Source organism: Draconibacterium sp., from assembly GCF_041583095.1.
Classification (GTDB): Bacteria; Bacteroidota; Bacteroidia; order Bacteroidales; family Prolixibacteraceae; genus Draconibacterium.
On the sequence record NZ_JBFHGM010000004.1, the window covers coordinates 18885 to 33554 of the forward strand.

Annotated in this window: 12 protein-coding genes; 5 read left to right on the forward strand and 7 right to left on the reverse strand. The window is 41.8% G+C overall.

The genetic code is table 11. The features are described 5' to 3' along the window. Positions 1 to 59: 59 nt before the first annotated feature. From ABZB17_RS00615 to ABZB17_RS00625, 3 genes are read left to right on the forward strand one after another with little or no spacing between them, the layout of a single operon-like run. Positions 60 to 641, forward strand: a complete 582-nt coding sequence (locus ABZB17_RS00615; protein WP_372647365.1) for an RNA polymerase sigma factor — start codon at positions 60 to 62, stop codon at positions 639 to 641. Then, entirely contained in the window at positions 592 to 1125 is a 534-nt protein-coding gene (locus tag ABZB17_RS00620; RefSeq protein ID WP_372647366.1) for a hypothetical protein, read from the forward strand. Before ABZB17_RS00615 ends, ABZB17_RS00620 begins: the two co-directional genes overlap by 50 nt. Continuing rightward, the gene (locus tag ABZB17_RS00625; protein ID WP_372647367.1) at positions 1103 to 2392 is read left to right on the forward strand and encodes a hypothetical protein; all 1290 of its coding nucleotides are present in this window, start codon (positions 1103 to 1105) and stop codon (positions 2390 to 2392) included. The genes ABZB17_RS00620 and ABZB17_RS00625 overlap by 23 nt, the downstream gene beginning before the upstream one ends. 71 nt (positions 2393 to 2463) lie before the next feature. On the opposite strand, the gene ABZB17_RS00630 is transcribed toward ABZB17_RS00625, so the two are convergent. From ABZB17_RS00630 to era, 4 genes are all read right to left on the reverse strand, one after another. After that, the gene (locus ABZB17_RS00630) at positions 2464 to 3987 is read right to left on the reverse strand and encodes a GNAT family N-acetyltransferase (protein WP_372647368.1); all 1524 of its coding nucleotides are present in this window, start codon (positions 3985 to 3987) and stop codon (positions 2464 to 2466) included. Positions 3988 to 4106: 119 nt separating this feature from the next. Next, positions 4107 to 5171, reverse strand: coding sequence for a magnesium/cobalt transporter CorA (gene corA / locus ABZB17_RS00635; protein ID WP_372647369.1), 1065 nt, complete (start codon positions 5169 to 5171; stop codon positions 4107 to 4109). A 222-nt stretch (positions 5172 to 5393) separates the two neighbouring features. Further along, positions 5394 to 6704, reverse strand: a complete 1311-nt coding sequence (der, locus tag ABZB17_RS00640; RefSeq protein ID WP_372647370.1) for a ribosome biogenesis GTPase Der — start codon at positions 6702 to 6704, stop codon at positions 5394 to 5396. Positions 6705 to 6835: 131 nt separating this feature from the next. Then, positions 6836 to 7720 carry a GTPase Era gene (gene era / locus ABZB17_RS00645; protein ID WP_045031746.1) on the reverse strand — a complete coding sequence of 295 codons (885 nt, stop codon included), beginning with the start codon at positions 7718 to 7720 and terminating at the stop codon, positions 6836 to 6838. Positions 7721 to 7950: 230 nt separating this feature from the next. Between era and ABZB17_RS00650 the strand changes: the two genes are divergently transcribed. Further along, complete coding sequence (locus ABZB17_RS00650; RefSeq protein WP_372647371.1) at positions 7951 to 10134, forward strand: KamA family radical SAM protein; 2184 nt, start codon at positions 7951 to 7953, stop codon at positions 10132 to 10134. On the opposite strand, the gene ABZB17_RS00655 is transcribed toward ABZB17_RS00650, so the two are convergent. After that, positions 10135 to 10905 carry a polysaccharide deacetylase family protein gene (locus ABZB17_RS00655; protein ID WP_372647372.1) on the reverse strand — a complete coding sequence of 257 codons (771 nt, stop codon included), beginning with the start codon at positions 10903 to 10905 and terminating at the stop codon, positions 10135 to 10137. Further along, the gene (gene dapF / locus ABZB17_RS00660; RefSeq protein ID WP_372647373.1) at positions 10902 to 11765 is read right to left on the reverse strand and encodes a diaminopimelate epimerase; all 864 of its coding nucleotides are present in this window, start codon (positions 11763 to 11765) and stop codon (positions 10902 to 10904) included. The genes ABZB17_RS00655 and dapF overlap by 4 nt, the downstream gene beginning before the upstream one ends. Before the next feature lie 166 nt (positions 11766 to 11931). Between dapF and ABZB17_RS00665 the strand changes: the two genes are divergently transcribed. After that, entirely contained in the window at positions 11932 to 13161 is a 1230-nt protein-coding gene (locus ABZB17_RS00665; protein ID WP_372647374.1) for an LL-diaminopimelate aminotransferase, read from the forward strand. A 76-nt stretch (positions 13162 to 13237) separates the two neighbouring features. Here ABZB17_RS00665 and ABZB17_RS00670 read toward each other — a convergent pair whose 3' ends face one another. Beyond that, a complete protein-coding gene (locus ABZB17_RS00670) occupies positions 13238 to 14440 on the reverse strand; it encodes a pyridoxal phosphate-dependent aminotransferase (protein ID WP_372647375.1) in 1203 nt (400 codons plus the stop codon). Between the last annotated feature and the right edge of the window lie 230 nt (positions 14441 to 14670).

Below are 14670 nucleotides of genomic sequence, written 5' to 3' on the forward strand. Positions count from 1 at the left end.
AGGCAGAGATCGGGATTTAAATCTGATGAAAACGGTCTGGCAGCAATAAGAAAAACAATTTGGAAATACACCACAACGATAACGAGCTTAGCTTGATCAGGCTTTGTAAAAAGGGCGATGCGAAAGCCCAGTACAGACTCTACAAACTTTATTGCAAGGGAATGTTCAATGTTGCCATTCGTTTGACAAATGATAAAAGTCTGGCGGAAGATGTGCTCCAGGATGCCTTTGTAAAAGCTTTCACGGAGATTGACAAGTTACAGAACGAAAAGGCATTTGGAGGCTGGCTAAAACGAATTGTAATTAACCGAAGTATTGATGTTACAAGAAAAGAAAAAACGTTTTATGCTGAAGTTGAAAGTCTGGGTAACGATGAGCTGGAAATAGCAGTTGAAATTGACAGCGAATTTAGCCCGGAAAGGATTCACCATTATATAAAACAACTGCCGGATGGCGCCCGCGAAATATTGGTACTTCGTGCTTTGGAAGGCTACAAACATGCTGAAATAGGAGAAAAACTGGGCATTTCGGAGTCGACAGCAAAAACACAGTTTTTCAGGGCGAAACAATTACTCGAAAAAATGATTCAAGATGAAACAAGAACTGGAAAAATATTTGAAAGAGCAACGGCTAATGCTTGATGTGGAAGAACCCAAACCCGACATTGTTTGGGAAGGGATACGCAACCAGCTTCACCAAAACAAAAAGCAAAACCTGCCCCAATGGTTTTGGAAAGTTGCGGCTATATTTCTGTTTGTTGTTTCGGCCACTTATTTTGTGGTGAACGAAACTTCTGATAAACAGATGGTGATTGTTCAACTGTCTGATATTTCAGAAGAATTAGGCAACAAGGAAGCCTCTCTTCAAAAGGTGGTAAATGCCAAATGGAAAATGGTGGAGCAAGAACTACCGGAAGACAATTCAGAGATTCAGTTCTTACTCAACGAGTTGAATAACCTCGACCAAATTTATGCCACCTACCAAAAAGATCTCAACAATACTATCGATAACGAGCCGGTGATACACGTTCTGCTCGATTATTACGAGAAAAAAATCAAAGTATTAAACCGAATTCTACTGGAAATAGAAAAACGAGAAAATCATGAAAAAACAATTACACTTTAAATTAATTACAGTTGCTATCCTTTTAATGAGCAGCCATTTTGTTTGGGCTCAAAGCTACGAGACTTCAAAAAAGTTAAATAAGTCGGCTGGAGTGCCGGCCGATGTAAGCATCAATTTATCGAACCACGCAGCCGACTTAAAAATTAATACGATCAACGATAAAACGGTAAGTATCAGCACCGAAATAAAAGTGAATGCCCACAGCCGGGAAGATGCTGAAAAGCTGATAGCCGCCATTGAAGCGTTCGAATTCGACCTAAAAGGAAACCGGATGAACATTGATACGCGTTTTTACAAAAGCATGAACTCAATTAACGGACGCAGCACCATCACCCTTTTGAATGGCGATAAGGTTAAGATTAAAGATTTTGAGATCAGGCATGAAATGAACATCCCGAAATCGGCCAGCCTGAATCTTGAAAATAAGTACAGTTCGGTTTTTATTGGTGAAATTGAAGGAGAAAATAAACTGAACCTTTACAACAGCGAACTTCGCGCTGAAGGATTTCAATCAACCGTTGAGCTGGAAGCAAAATACTCGAAATTGCACGTGGCGAAATTCAACGACGAAGCCACCTTTAACCTGTATGATACTGATATTGAATTTAAAACGGCTGGCGATATTACCATCGAGAGTAAATACTCGAAAATTGAAGGAAGCAAAGCCGGAAATTTGAAGATTAATTCGTACGACGACAAAGTGCTTATTGATGGTTTTAACAACCTGAAAATGGAGGCCAAATATACCGACCTGGTTTCAGAAGCTGAGCTTGACAAGCTCTCACTCGACTTATACGACTGCAACCTGAAAATACAATCGGCGAAATCTGTAGCGTTTACAGGTAAATATTCCGACCTGGAATTGGGTAAAGTAAAAACACTTAACATTCCGGAATCGTACGACAACAATATTTATCTCGACAAAACCATCTCGATCGACATTGCCCAAAGCAAATACAGCAAATACGAAATTGAGTCGACAACAAAACTCTCGATTATAAGCTATGACGATGACATTGATATCGACCAGCTAAATACCGATTTTGAAGGCATTTCGTTTGACGGGAAATACGGGAAACTGATCATCGGTGCCGGTGAGGTACCATTTAAAATTGATGCACAGATGAAATACGGAAAAGTTGATTATCCAAAATCGCTGTCGCCAAGCCGCCACATTGAAAAAAGCGGCGAACTTGAATTACTTGCAGGCGATAAAGGAAACACAATTATGATAAGAGGTTACGACAACACAGTTGCTATAGACTAGTATCACCAATGAAAAAAGATTCGATAAAGCCAGGACAAAACCTTCCTTATCGAATCTTTTTTTGGCTAAAACTAAACCTTCTTTTTCAGCTGGAACAAATCCAGTCTACGGTCTTTCAGGTTTCTAACGCTACCAAACTGATTTAGTTCGCGCAACAAACCGATATCCACATCGGCAATCAAAATCATTTCGGTATTTGGCGTGGCTTCGGCTTTTATTCCATTTACCGGGAAGGCAAAATCGCAGGGCGTAAATACCATCGATTGCGCATACTGAATATCCATATTATGCACTTTCGGCAAGTTGCCCACACTTCCGGCAATAGCCACGTAACATTCGTTTTCGATGGCGCGTGCCTGCGAGCAGTTTCGTACCCGCGAAAAACCGTTTTGGGTGTCGGTTAAAAATGGAACGAACAAAATATCCACTCCTTCATCTGCCAGTAAACGGCTCAATTCCGGAAATTCCGAATCGTAGCAAATCAACACCCCGATCTTTCCACAATCGGTATCCAGTGCTTTTAAGGTATGCCCTCCCTGCATGCCCCAAATTTTTACCTCATCGGGTGTTACGTGTAGTTTTTCGTAGCGCTCGGTACTTCCGTCGCGGCGACACAGGTAACCCGCATTATACAACTTGTCGTCCACCAATTCGGGCATACTGCCGGTAATTATATTGATGTTGTAACTAATCGCCAGCTCCGAAAACTTTGCGGTAATAGCATCGGTGTGTTTGGCCAGGTCGCGAATGGCTTCCGGCTCGGTTAAATGGTTGTTCTCTGCCATTAATGGCGCATTAAAAAACTCGGGAAACAGCGCAAAATCGCAACGGTAACCCGAAACGGCATCGATAAAAAACTCGGCCTGTAACATCAGGTCTTCCAGCGTTTTATAAGGCCGCATTTGCCATTGTACCAATCCTAAACGAACCACTGTTTTTGTGATCTCCGGCTTTTTACGTGGTTTCTCGTAATAAATATTATCCCACTCCAGCAACACGGCATATTCATTCGAGTCGGTGTCGCCTTCCAAATAACCTTTTATAATTTTTGCCGGGTGAAAATCGTTCGATATTTGAAAATTCAGCACCGGATCGTGAATCTCTTTTGTTCGCACTTTCTGAATGTACTCTTTTGGCGACAGCTCATCCTGGTAAAGGTGATAATTCGGAATCCGTCCGCCAAATGCAATTCCTTTTAAATTAAGCCGTTCGCACAGCTCTTTACGGTAATCGTACAAGCGGCGCCCCAGACGCAATCCGCGAAATTCAGGTTTAATAAAAATATCAATCCCATATAACATATCGCCATCCGGCGAGTGTGTATCAAACTTATAATTCCCGGTAATTTCTTTGTAGGTGTGGTTATCTTCAAACTTGTCGTAATCAACCACAATGGCAAGTGCACAACCGGCAATCTGCCCGTTTACTTTCAGTACTACCTGCCCCTCGGGGAAACGATCGATAAGCGATTTTATATGGTGTTCTTTCCAGTAGGCATCGGGCATGCTGGTGTACACCTGAATCATTGCCTCTTTGAGTTCCTGGTAATCATCGAATTTTAAATACTCCAGTTCTATATTATCAATGTCCTGCATATTTGTTTTGGTTTCTATCGGTTAAACTTTACTGTATTCTTCTTCAATTAAAATTTCCCGCAGATTACGCTGATTAAAAATTCAATTTGTGGCATCTGTGTAATCCGCGTGAAACACATTTATAACCAATTTTTTCGTCTAAAATAAATCAGTAACCCACCACCCAGCATTAAAATAATTATCCAGAAAACAAGATAACCATACTTAAATTTGAGTTCGGGAATATATTCAAAATTCATTCCGTAAATGCCTGCAATAAACGTTAGCGGAATAAATATAGAAGCGAAAATGGTGAGGGTTTTCATCACCTCGTTCATTCGGTTGCTCATGTTCGAGTTGTAGATATTCAGCTGATCAGAAGTCATGTTATTGTACATTTCTACTGCTTCTGTACATTGAACAAGCAAATCATTCAGGTCTTTCAGATAAGCAATATTCTTTTTCTGAAAAAAAGTATCTTCAGTTCTTAACAACGAAGTCATAAACTCGCGCATGGGACGAACTGCTTTCCGAATGTAATTTAGTTCGGTTTTAAATTGGTAAATCTCCTCTACTAATTTGGAGTCCATTTGCTTAAAAAGCCGTTCTTCAATATCTTCCACCTGCCGGCCAATATTTTCAATCAGAATCGAATAATTATCCACCAACGCGTCCGTTAACGCATAGGCCAGGTAGTCGTTTCCCCTTGCCCTGATTCTTCCCTTACTTTTACGAATACGTTCGCGAACGACTTCAAAAACATCAGCCTTTCTTTCCTGCAGGGTTAACACATAATTCTCCCCAAGAACAAGTGTTATCTGCTCGGCGTGTATCCGTTTCGAACCTTCCTCCGGATGAAGAATTTTCATGATAAAAGCATCGTAACTTTCACCATTTTCATACTTTGGCGACTGGTCGGTATTCAACATATCTTCGAGTAAAAGCGACGGAAGTTTAAATTCCACACCAAGCTGTTTGATCGTTTCCAGATCGTGTAAACCATAAATATTGATCCAGTTCACCTGTTCGGCCTGTAATTTTTCTTTTACTTCATCAAATGAGCCGACAGTTTCTTCCAGTAAATCAACCTCATTGTACCGTATCAATTGAACGATCGGTTTATCCATTTTCTGCCGGCCGATAAGCACCAAAGAGCCTGGAACCATGCCTTTTGCGTTTGAGCGATCTTTTAAAAAACGTGCCATACTATTTCTTTTATGCTTCGGGATTTAACACCATACAATAACCAATCCCAAAGAATTTTAGCCAATTTAATAAATTAATTGCTCTTTATCGCAAGCAGTTTCCCATCTGCACACTAAAATTTTTCGGCACTAAAACACAAAAAAAATTCCATCTGCAAATCATGCAAATGGAATTTTTCAACTTCGAACTTCGGCCTTCCGACTTCGAACTTCAAGCTCCTTCTATTTCTGTCTGAAATAAATTTGTACAGGAACGCCGGTAAAATTGAAGTTATCGCGCAACTGGTTTTCCAGATAACGTTTATATGGCTCTTTTATATACTGTGGCAAGTTGGCAAAAAAAGCAAAGGTAGGCGTTGGCGATGGCAACTGCGTGCAATACTTAATTTTTATGTACTTGCCTTTTATCGATGGTGGTCCGTAGTTTTCGATCGCTTCAAGCATCACTTCGTTCAGTTCCGAGGTTTTAATACGTTGTTTGCGATTTTCGTGCACCTCCATTGCCAATTCCAGGGCTTTATGTACCCGTTGTTTTGTAAGGGCCGAAATAAAAACAATCGGCACATCGGTAAAAGGGGCCATTCGGTTATGAATTTCCTCGGTTATCTTTTTGGTTGTCATGGTATCTTTATCAATCAAATCCCATTTATTCACCAAAATAACCACACCTTTTTTGTTTTTTAATATCAGGTTCAGGATGTTCATGTCTTGTGCTTCCACACCACGTGTTGCATCAATAAGCAACAAACAAACATCTGAATTTTCGATGGTACGCACCGAGCGTAAAACGGAGTAAAACTCCAGGTCTTCGCTAACTTTTCCCTTTTTGCGCAGTCCGGCGGTATCAACGATCATAAAATCGTGGCCAAACTTATTGTATCGGGTATGGATGGAATCGCGGGTTGTGCCGGCCACATCGGTTACAATGTTACGGTCTTCACCAATCAAAGCATTTATAAACGACGATTTACCCACATTCGGGCGGCCAACCACAGAAATATGTGGCAGCTCGTGTTCTTCTTCCAACGATTCTCTGTTCGGGAATTTGGCAACCAGGGCATCCAGCATATCGCCGGTTCCACTTCCGGTCATCGACGAAATACAATGAATATCGCCTAATCCCAAACCGTAGAATTCCTGTGCATCTAAAATCCGGTTGTTGTTGTCGACCTTGTTTACTACCAGGATAACCTCCTTTTTACTGCGTCGTAAAATATTGGCGATGGCATCATCCAGGTCGGTAATTCCCAGTTCCACATCAACTACAAACATAATTACATCGGCCTCATCAATGGCCAAATGCACTTGTTTGTTGATCTCTGCTTCAAAAATATCTTCCGAATTTACCACATAACCACCGGTGTCGATCACCGAATATTCAACGCCAATCCACTCGCCTTTTCCGTAATTACGGTCGCGGGTAACGCCGGCTGTTTCGTCAACAATGGCTTTACGCTGTTCAATCAAACGATTAAACAAAGTTGATTTACCCACATTCGGGCGTCCTACTATAGCTACTATTCTGCTGCTCATTTTTTCTAATCTTTTTAAGGGCTAAAGCCCATTGTTTTCCAGAGTATTCAATCTCTCCCCCCGACTTAAAAGTCGGGGCTAAGGATAGCTCTTTTAATACCTCCTACTCCGGTCTACCGTCTTCTGACTTTTTAAAATTTATCGTATCCAAATTGTTTCAACTGACCGTCTTTCTCGCGCCAGTCTTTGGCCACTTTCACATACAACTCCAGAAAAATTTTCTTGTCGAAAAACTCTTCTGCATCAGTTCGTGCTTCTGTTCCCACGCGTTTTATACTTTTTCCCTGATGGCCAATAATAATGCCTTTCTGGCTCTCGCGCGAAACATAAATTACCGTACGGATATTAATAATCTTCTCCTCTTCTTTAAACTCTTCTACCTCAACTTCAACCGAATAAGGAATTTCTTTTTGGTAGTGCAAAAGTATCTTCTCACGAATAATTTCCTGCATAAAAAAACGCTCGTTTCGGTCGGTTAATTGATCTTTCGAGAAAAAGGCCGGACCTTCGGGCAAGTGTTCCAAAATACGATCGAAGATAGGTTCGATATTAAATCTTTCGAGCGCCGAAATCGGAAAAACATCTGCTCCCGGGAAAGTGTTCGACCAGTGATCGTACAGTTTTAATACTTCTTCCTGATTCGACAGATCGATCTTGTTGAGCAACACGATAACCGGCATGTTCGACTTACGTACTTTTTCGATGTACTCCGGATTTTTGTCTACCTTTTCTTTAACATCGGTAACAAAAAGAATCACGTCGGCATCGATTAAAGCCGTATCAACAAACCTCATCATCGATTCCTGAAGCTTATAACTGGGCTTCAGAATACCGGGAGTATCGGAATAAACAATCTGGAAATCTTCGCCACTTACAATGCCTTTTATGCGGTGGCGTGTGGTTTGCATCTTTTGGGTGATGATAGACAGTTTTTCGCCTACCAGTGCATTCATAATTGTTGATTTACCCACATTCGGGTTGCCAACAATGTTCACAAATCCTGCTTTATGTGCCATTATTTCAAACTATTAGGTGTTCCTTCCCTTTCGGGATTTCTCTGTTATTTTTTAAAAACCGGCACAAAGATAATCGAATTCAACAAATTGCGCTCACAACGGTATAATATTTTGATTTTCAATGCAAAAGTTTCACACAGGCGCTCGTATTCCCAATCGCAATTCCTTTGATTTCAGGCCGATTTTTCGTAACTTAATTGATCCGACAGCTTTGCTAAAAAATTTTCGCCATGGATTCAATTGCTTTTTGGGACAAGGTTGGAATCTCCGTACGCGCACGAAAAATTCTTCAAAAATTATTGGCTGAAAATCCGGTTCTTGAAAAGATCATTAGAAACGCCAACAATGTCGTTGAAATTCATGAAGCTTTGCGTAATTGGGTTTTGCCAATTTTAAAACGTAATCCGATTGCTGAAAGTTATTACCTGGGCACCTCAGACGATGAAGAACTGGCCGAAAAATTGAACTGGCAGGATTTGGCGGCCATTCGTATTCTGGATTATATCGACAATGCAGGCAGGGAATTTCCCGACCAGAATATTGGCGGCCAACTGGCACAAACCAATCCGTTTAAAATGCTTTGGCTGGCTACTCATAAAGGAAGCAGTGGTGCAGAAGCTGCGTTTTTCGAGGACATGCTGCAATTGTTTCGCCAGTTAAATGATACGCAAATCCGAACGCATCCCACAAAAAGCCAGGTAGAAAACTGGATGCAGAAATACCCTTCGGGACTTGACCCGGTGGTGGAAGAACTTCGTCAAGAAAATAAAAAGCGGATCATCCGGATTTTGATTGAAAAAATCGATAGTGGTGATATTTCCAGCCAAAGGTATTCCTTTGAATCGGGCTTAAGTTTTGCCGAAAAAGAAAAGCTGATGAACGAGTGGTGGTTGGATAGTAATTTTCACTTACGCTTTGCCATCCGTTCTCCGGAATTGCTGAACGAAATGCTCGACCATACACTTACTGAGGAAACAATGAAAGTGCTGAAAAAGGCACGCAGAAAAGGTATTCCGTTTTTTGTAAATCCTTATTACCTCTCGCTCTTGAATTCGTACATCCCCGATTATGTGGTGGGTGCCGACATGGCCATCCGTTCTTATGTAATTTACAGTAAACAACTGGTTGAGGAGTTTGGGAAAATTGTGGCCTGGGAAAAGGAAGACAAGGTAAAACCCGGCGAACCCAATGCTGCGGGCTGGATAGTGCCTTCGCACAATATTCACCGGCGCTACCCCGAAGTCGCTATTTTTATTCCCGACACCGTTGGCCGGGCTTGTGGTGGTTTGTGCGCCAGTTGCCAGCGAATGTACGATTTTCAGAGTGGGCGGTACAATTTTAATCTCGACAAACTGAAGCCAGAAAAATCGTGGAAAGAGCGCCTGCCCGAATTACTTGACTATTTTAGAAACGACGCCCAACTTCGTGATATTCTGATAACCGGTGGTGATGCATTAATGAGCAGCAATAATAGCCTGAAACAAATTCTAGAAGCCATATATAACATGGCTTTTGCAAAAATAGAGGACAATAAATCGCGTGCTGAGGGAGAAAAATATGCCGAAATTGTACGAATCCGGATCGGAACGCGTTTGCCGGCATATTTGCCACAACGAATCACTCCCAATCTTTGCAAAGTCCTTTTTGATTTTAAGAAGAAGGCCCTGAAGGCAGGCATACAACAATTTGTTATTCAAGCGCACTTTCAGTCGCCAATGGAAATAACTGCCGAATCAAAACACGCTGTTCAGTTGCTGCTTGAATCGGGCTGGGCAGTTACCAACCAGGAAGTTTTTACTACGGCAGCTTCACGGCGGGGACATAGTGTAAAACTCCGCCATGTACTGAATGAAATCGGTGTGCTCTCCTATTACACCTTTATCGTAAAAGGGTTTAAAGAGAATAAAAGCAACTTTACACCCAACTCGCGCCTGATGCAGGAACGAATGGAAGAAAAAATATTCGGAACAATTCCGGCAAAAGACATGGACTTTGCCCAGCATCTATTGGTTCACCCGGCTAAAATTGTGGAGAATATAAAAACGTTGCACCGGGAAACTGAACTGCCGTTTTTATCTACCGACCGAAGTATCCTGAATTTACCGGGAGTGGGAAAAAGTATGACATTCAGAACCATTGGTATAACCCGTTATGGCCGACGGATTCTGGAATTCGACCACGACCCGACACGTGCTCACAGCCCCATAATCCATAAAATGGGAAAGGTAATTGTCATCGAATCGAAATCGTTGGACGAATACCTGGAACAGCTAGAAGAAATGGGTGAAAACCGGGAAGATTACAACGGTGTTTATGGTTACACCATTGGCCACACCGAACCACGGATGGCCATGTACGAATACCCGAAATATGACTACCAGGTAACTGAAAAAATTACAAATCTGGAAATCTGATCACTGATTTTCCTTCACGTACTTCATTACATTTATAAACGAGTCGCTGTAAAGATCATCGCTATTTTCGCTTACATACTGCAGCAGTTTTTTATGCACATCGGCTGCGGTATTTAAATAACCACCGCCCACACTGTGAAACATGAATACCACAATTGTTCCTTTTGCTTTGGCTTCCTCAACCTGAGCGATCAAATCCTCAATCGCCGGATCAACAGACATATAACTTGGTGTTTTCCAGGTTTTATAATCGTCCATAGTTTCCGGGATGGGGCCGTCACAACGGGCAGCCACAAAAATATTTTTTATCGAATCGGTAAAATCCACACCATTGGCCACAAAATGGCTGCAGGTATATCCGTACGATCGTTCAGTATTTCCATCGACTGCCTTTAATAAAGTGTTGGCTGTTTTTAACTCAGCAACAATCTGTTCGGGAGTATAAGTTCTCAGGTCGTATTCGGGTTTTACCCAATCCTGCCCGGTTCCGTCGCATGGGTGAAATAATGTGTGGTTTCCCAGCTCGTGCCCTCGTTTTGTAATGGCACGCCACTCTTCGGTTCGGTTATATAGACTTGGCGAATTGCCGGTACAAAAAAATGTTCCTTTTAATCCAAACTCGTCCAGTTGCGGAACAACAACATCTAAATCGCAATCCAAACCATCGTCGTAAGTAAAAACGACAGCCGCTTTGGCGCCATTTGGCCACTTAAACTGGGCGTTTGCACTGAATGCAAAAACAGCCAGCATAAAAATCAGTAGTGTTTTCATAGTTCAAGATCGTTTAATAATTCTGCACCCAATGTTCCTGATCCAATCTCGCGAACTTCACCGGTCATGCGGATTTCCCAATCTTCATCAATTTCAATGGCCAGATTTCCACCCGGCATTTTTATGGTAAGGTTACGATCGGTCAATCCACGTTTAACAACCGTACACGCCACTGCACACGACGAACTTCCTGATGCCAGTGTCCAGCCGGCACCGCGCTCCCAAATCATCACTTCCACTTCGTTTGGCGAAACAACTTTTGCAAACTGTACATTTATGCGGTTCGGAAACATCGGGTTGGTCTCAATTTGCGGCCCGAAAGTTTTTATTTCCTTCTCATCCAGTTCGTCTTTCAAAACCACACAATGCGGATTGCCTACCGACACACAATTAATTTCGTATCCGCGGTATTCCAGTTCAAGTGGCTCACCGATACATTCCTCTTTTTCGCAATTAACAGGAATTCGTTTCGATTCAAAAATCGCCTTTCCCATATCCACTCTTATAGTGAAAGCTTTGTTGTTCTTCTCTTCAATTACCTCTGCCCGCACCAATCCTCCCGGCGTTTCAATGCTAAATGATTTTGATTGAGCAAAACCATAATCGTACAAATACTTGGCAAAAATACGCAGGCCATTTCCGCTTTTCTCTGCTTCCGAACCATCGGGATTCAGAATACGCAAACCAAAATCGGCTTTCTCACTTGGCACTTTCAAAAGAATGCCATCGGAGCCAATTCCAAAGTGAACATCGCAAATGCGAATTATGGCTTTTTCGGTTAATTCAAAAGTTATCTCATCCTGGTTTAAAACGATATAATCGTTACCCAGACCGTGTGACTTTACAAAGAAGTTTTGCATCTCAAAATAATTTTTCCCAAAATTAACAGAGTTTCCCCAATCCTCAGCCGCCAACATGCATTAAATTAATCTAAATAACCACAAAGGAATTCGCAGTAAAAATACTTGCCGATAGATTTTTTTATCTTTACGCTCCAATTTGGAACATAGTATAAAATAGACAGATATGGCAAAAATTAACGAGAATTACCTGAAACTTCAGGCGGGGTATCTTTTCCCGGAAATTGGGCGCAGAGTGAGCGAATTCATCGAAGCCAATCCCGATAAAAAAGTAATTAAAATGGGTATCGGCGATGTTACCCAACCATTGGTCACCAGTGTTGTAAAAGCTTTTCACGAAGGCGTTGACGAAATGGCGAAAGGTGAAACTTTTAAAGGTTACGGACCGGAACAAGGTTATGCGTTCCTGCGCGAAGCCATTGCAAAACACTCGTACCAGGAGAAAGGCATTGATATTTCTGCTGATGAAATTTTCGTTTCTGACGGCTCGAAATGCGACACCGGAAATATTCAGGAGATTTTTGGCAACGACAATAAAATTGCGATTTGCGACCCGGTTTACCCGGTTTATGCCGACACAACGGTAATGAGTGGAAAAACAGGCGCTTGCCAGGCAAACGGCCATTACGAAGGAATAATTTACATGCCTTGTACAAAAGAAAACGGCTTTATTCCTGAGCTTCCGACTGAAACTCCTGATCTGATTTTTCTTTGCTACCCGAACAACCCAACAGGAACAGTAGCTTCAAAAGAAGAATTGAAAAAGTGGGTTGATTATGCCATCGAAAAAAATGCAATAATTCTTTACGATGCGGCTTACGAAGCTTTTATCACCGAAGATGGAATTCCACGTTCGATCTACGAAATTGAAGGCGCGAAAAAAGTTGCCATCGAATTCCGCAGTTTCTCAAAAACAGCAGGTTTTACAGGAACACGTTGTGCCATAACCGTTATACCAAACGAGTTGGTAGCATACGATTCGGAAGGGCAAGCACACCAGGTAAAAAAATTGTGGAACCGTCGTCAATCAACCAAATTTAACGGTGTTTCTTACCCGGTTCAGAAAGCGGCTGCTGCCATTTACACCGAAGAAGGCAAAAAAGAGGTAGAAGAAGTAATTGCTTACTACCTGGAAAACGCCAAAATAATGCGTGAAAGTCTGGCCGAAATTGGCTACGAAGTTTACGGTGGTGTTAATGCGCCTTATGTGTGGGTGAAAACCAAAAACAATATGACATCGTGGGACTTTTTCGATAAAGTTTTAAACGAAGCGAACCTGGTTGGAACTCCGGGATCCGGTTTTGGTCCTGCAGGTGAAGGTTACTTCCGCTTTTCAGCTTTTGCCGATCGCGAAAATGTACTTGAAGCAATGGAGCGTGTTAAGAACTTAGCGTAACAAACTACAGATAAAGAAAAAACCGGACTGTTTGCAGTCCGGTTTTTTTATGTTTTAACAATTCTATTTTTAAACGTTAGCGTTCCTTTCTTCCGGGATAAACTTTTAGCGCCTCGGTTAAAATTTTCAAACAAACGGCCAAATCTTTTTTATTCAGCACGTAAGCAATTCGCACTTCATCCTGCCCTTTATCAGAGCCGGTGTAAAAGCCCGAAGCCGGTGCAAGAAAAACGGTCTGTCCTTCGAATTGAAAATCGGACAATAGCCACGCACAAAACTTATCGGCATTGTCAACCGGAAGACGTGCAACGGTATAAAATGCCCCCATTGGGATTGGAGAATACACGCCATCGATGCGGTTCAGCCCATCGATCAAAAACTTTCGTCGCTGAACATACTCGTTGTAATTATTCAGCATGTATTCCGGATCGGCATCCAATGAAGCTTCGGCAGCAATTTGCCCGATAAGCGGCGGGCTCAAACGTGCCTGGCAAAACTTCATCACATTCTTTTTCACATCTTTGTTTTTGGTGATCAGGGCACCAATCCGCAAACCACATTCGCTGTAGCGTTTCGAAACAGAATCAACCAAAACAACATTTTGCTCAATTCCATCCAGGTGGAAAGCGGAGATATAAGGAGCGCCGGTGTAACAAAACTCGCGGTAAACCTCATCGGAAAACAAATACAGATCGTATTTCTTCACCAGGTCGCGAATGGCATTCATTTCCTGTTGCGTATACAAGTAGCCGGTCGGGTTATTCGGATTGCAGATCATAATCCCCTTGGTTTTTGAGGTGATCAGCTTCTCGAATTCTTCGATTGGAGGTAATACAAATCCTTCTTCAATGTCGCCCGGAATCGATTTAATCTTAGCTCCGGCAACAATTGCAAACGCTTCGTAGTTGGCATAAGCCGGTTCGGGCACAATAATTTCGTCGCCCGGGTCGAGACAACTCATAAAAGCAAAGGTTACCGCCTCGCTACCTCCCGAGGTAACAATGATATCATCAGCCGTAACATCAATATCAAATTTGTGGTAATATTTCGCCAGTTTCTGACGAAACGATAAAATTCCTTCACTCGGAGTGTATTCCAAAATTTCCCGGTCGATCGACCGGATGGCCGCCAGCGCTTCAGGAGGTGTTGGTAAATCGGGCTGACCGATGTTTAAATGGAACACTTTAACCCCTCTCTCTTTAGCTTCATGAGCTAACGGAGCTAATTTCCTGATTGGTGAATCAGGCATTATCCTTCCTCTGTCTGATACTGTCGGCATGTTATATAATATTTTTTAAAAGCAAGCAAAGATAAGATTATCAAACTGAAAACAATAATCTAAAATTTCAGACAAATTAATATCTTATTGCAAACTTAACTTGCAATTTCTAAGTATATGATGTCATACATGTTACTTTTACAATAAATTGTTCCAAATCCTGAGCATTTATCATGTTTTAGTCACAAATAGTGGTCTATTTTTGAACTCAGAAAAAACTCAAATATTTA

Bases quoted from the DNA above. Each gene is read 5' to 3' on its own strand.
- ABZB17_RS00650 (WP_372647371.1), top strand. From the start codon at position 7,951: ATGGATTCAATTGCTTTTTGGGACAAGGTTGGAATCTCCGTACGCGCA.
- ABZB17_RS00620 (WP_372647366.1), top strand. From the start codon at position 592: ATGAAACAAGAACTGGAAAAATATTTGAAAGAGCAACGGCTAATGCTT.
- der (WP_372647370.1), bottom strand. From the start codon at position 6,704: ATGAGCAGCAGAATAGTAGCTATAGTAGGACGCCCGAATGTGGGTAAA.
- ABZB17_RS00655 (WP_372647372.1), bottom strand. From the start codon at position 10,905: ATGAAAACACTACTGATTTTTATGCTGGCTGTTTTTGCATTCAGTGCA.
- ABZB17_RS00670 (WP_372647375.1), bottom strand. From the start codon at position 14,440: ATGCCGACAGTATCAGACAGAGGAAGGATAATGCCTGATTCACCAATC.
- ABZB17_RS00630 (WP_372647368.1), bottom strand. From the start codon at position 3,987: ATGCAGGACATTGATAATATAGAACTGGAGTATTTAAAATTCGATGAT.
- ABZB17_RS00625 (WP_372647367.1), top strand. From the start codon at position 1,103: ATGAAAAAACAATTACACTTTAAATTAATTACAGTTGCTATCCTTTTA.
- dapF (WP_372647373.1), bottom strand. From the start codon at position 11,765: ATGCAAAACTTCTTTGTAAAGTCACACGGTCTGGGTAACGATTATATC.
- corA (WP_372647369.1), bottom strand. From the start codon at position 5,171: ATGGCACGTTTTTTAAAAGATCGCTCAAACGCAAAAGGCATGGTTCCA.
- era (WP_045031746.1), bottom strand. From the start codon at position 7,720: ATGGCACATAAAGCAGGATTTGTGAACATTGTTGGCAACCCGAATGTG.
- ABZB17_RS00665 (WP_372647374.1), top strand. From the start codon at position 11,932: ATGGCAAAAATTAACGAGAATTACCTGAAACTTCAGGCGGGGTATCTT.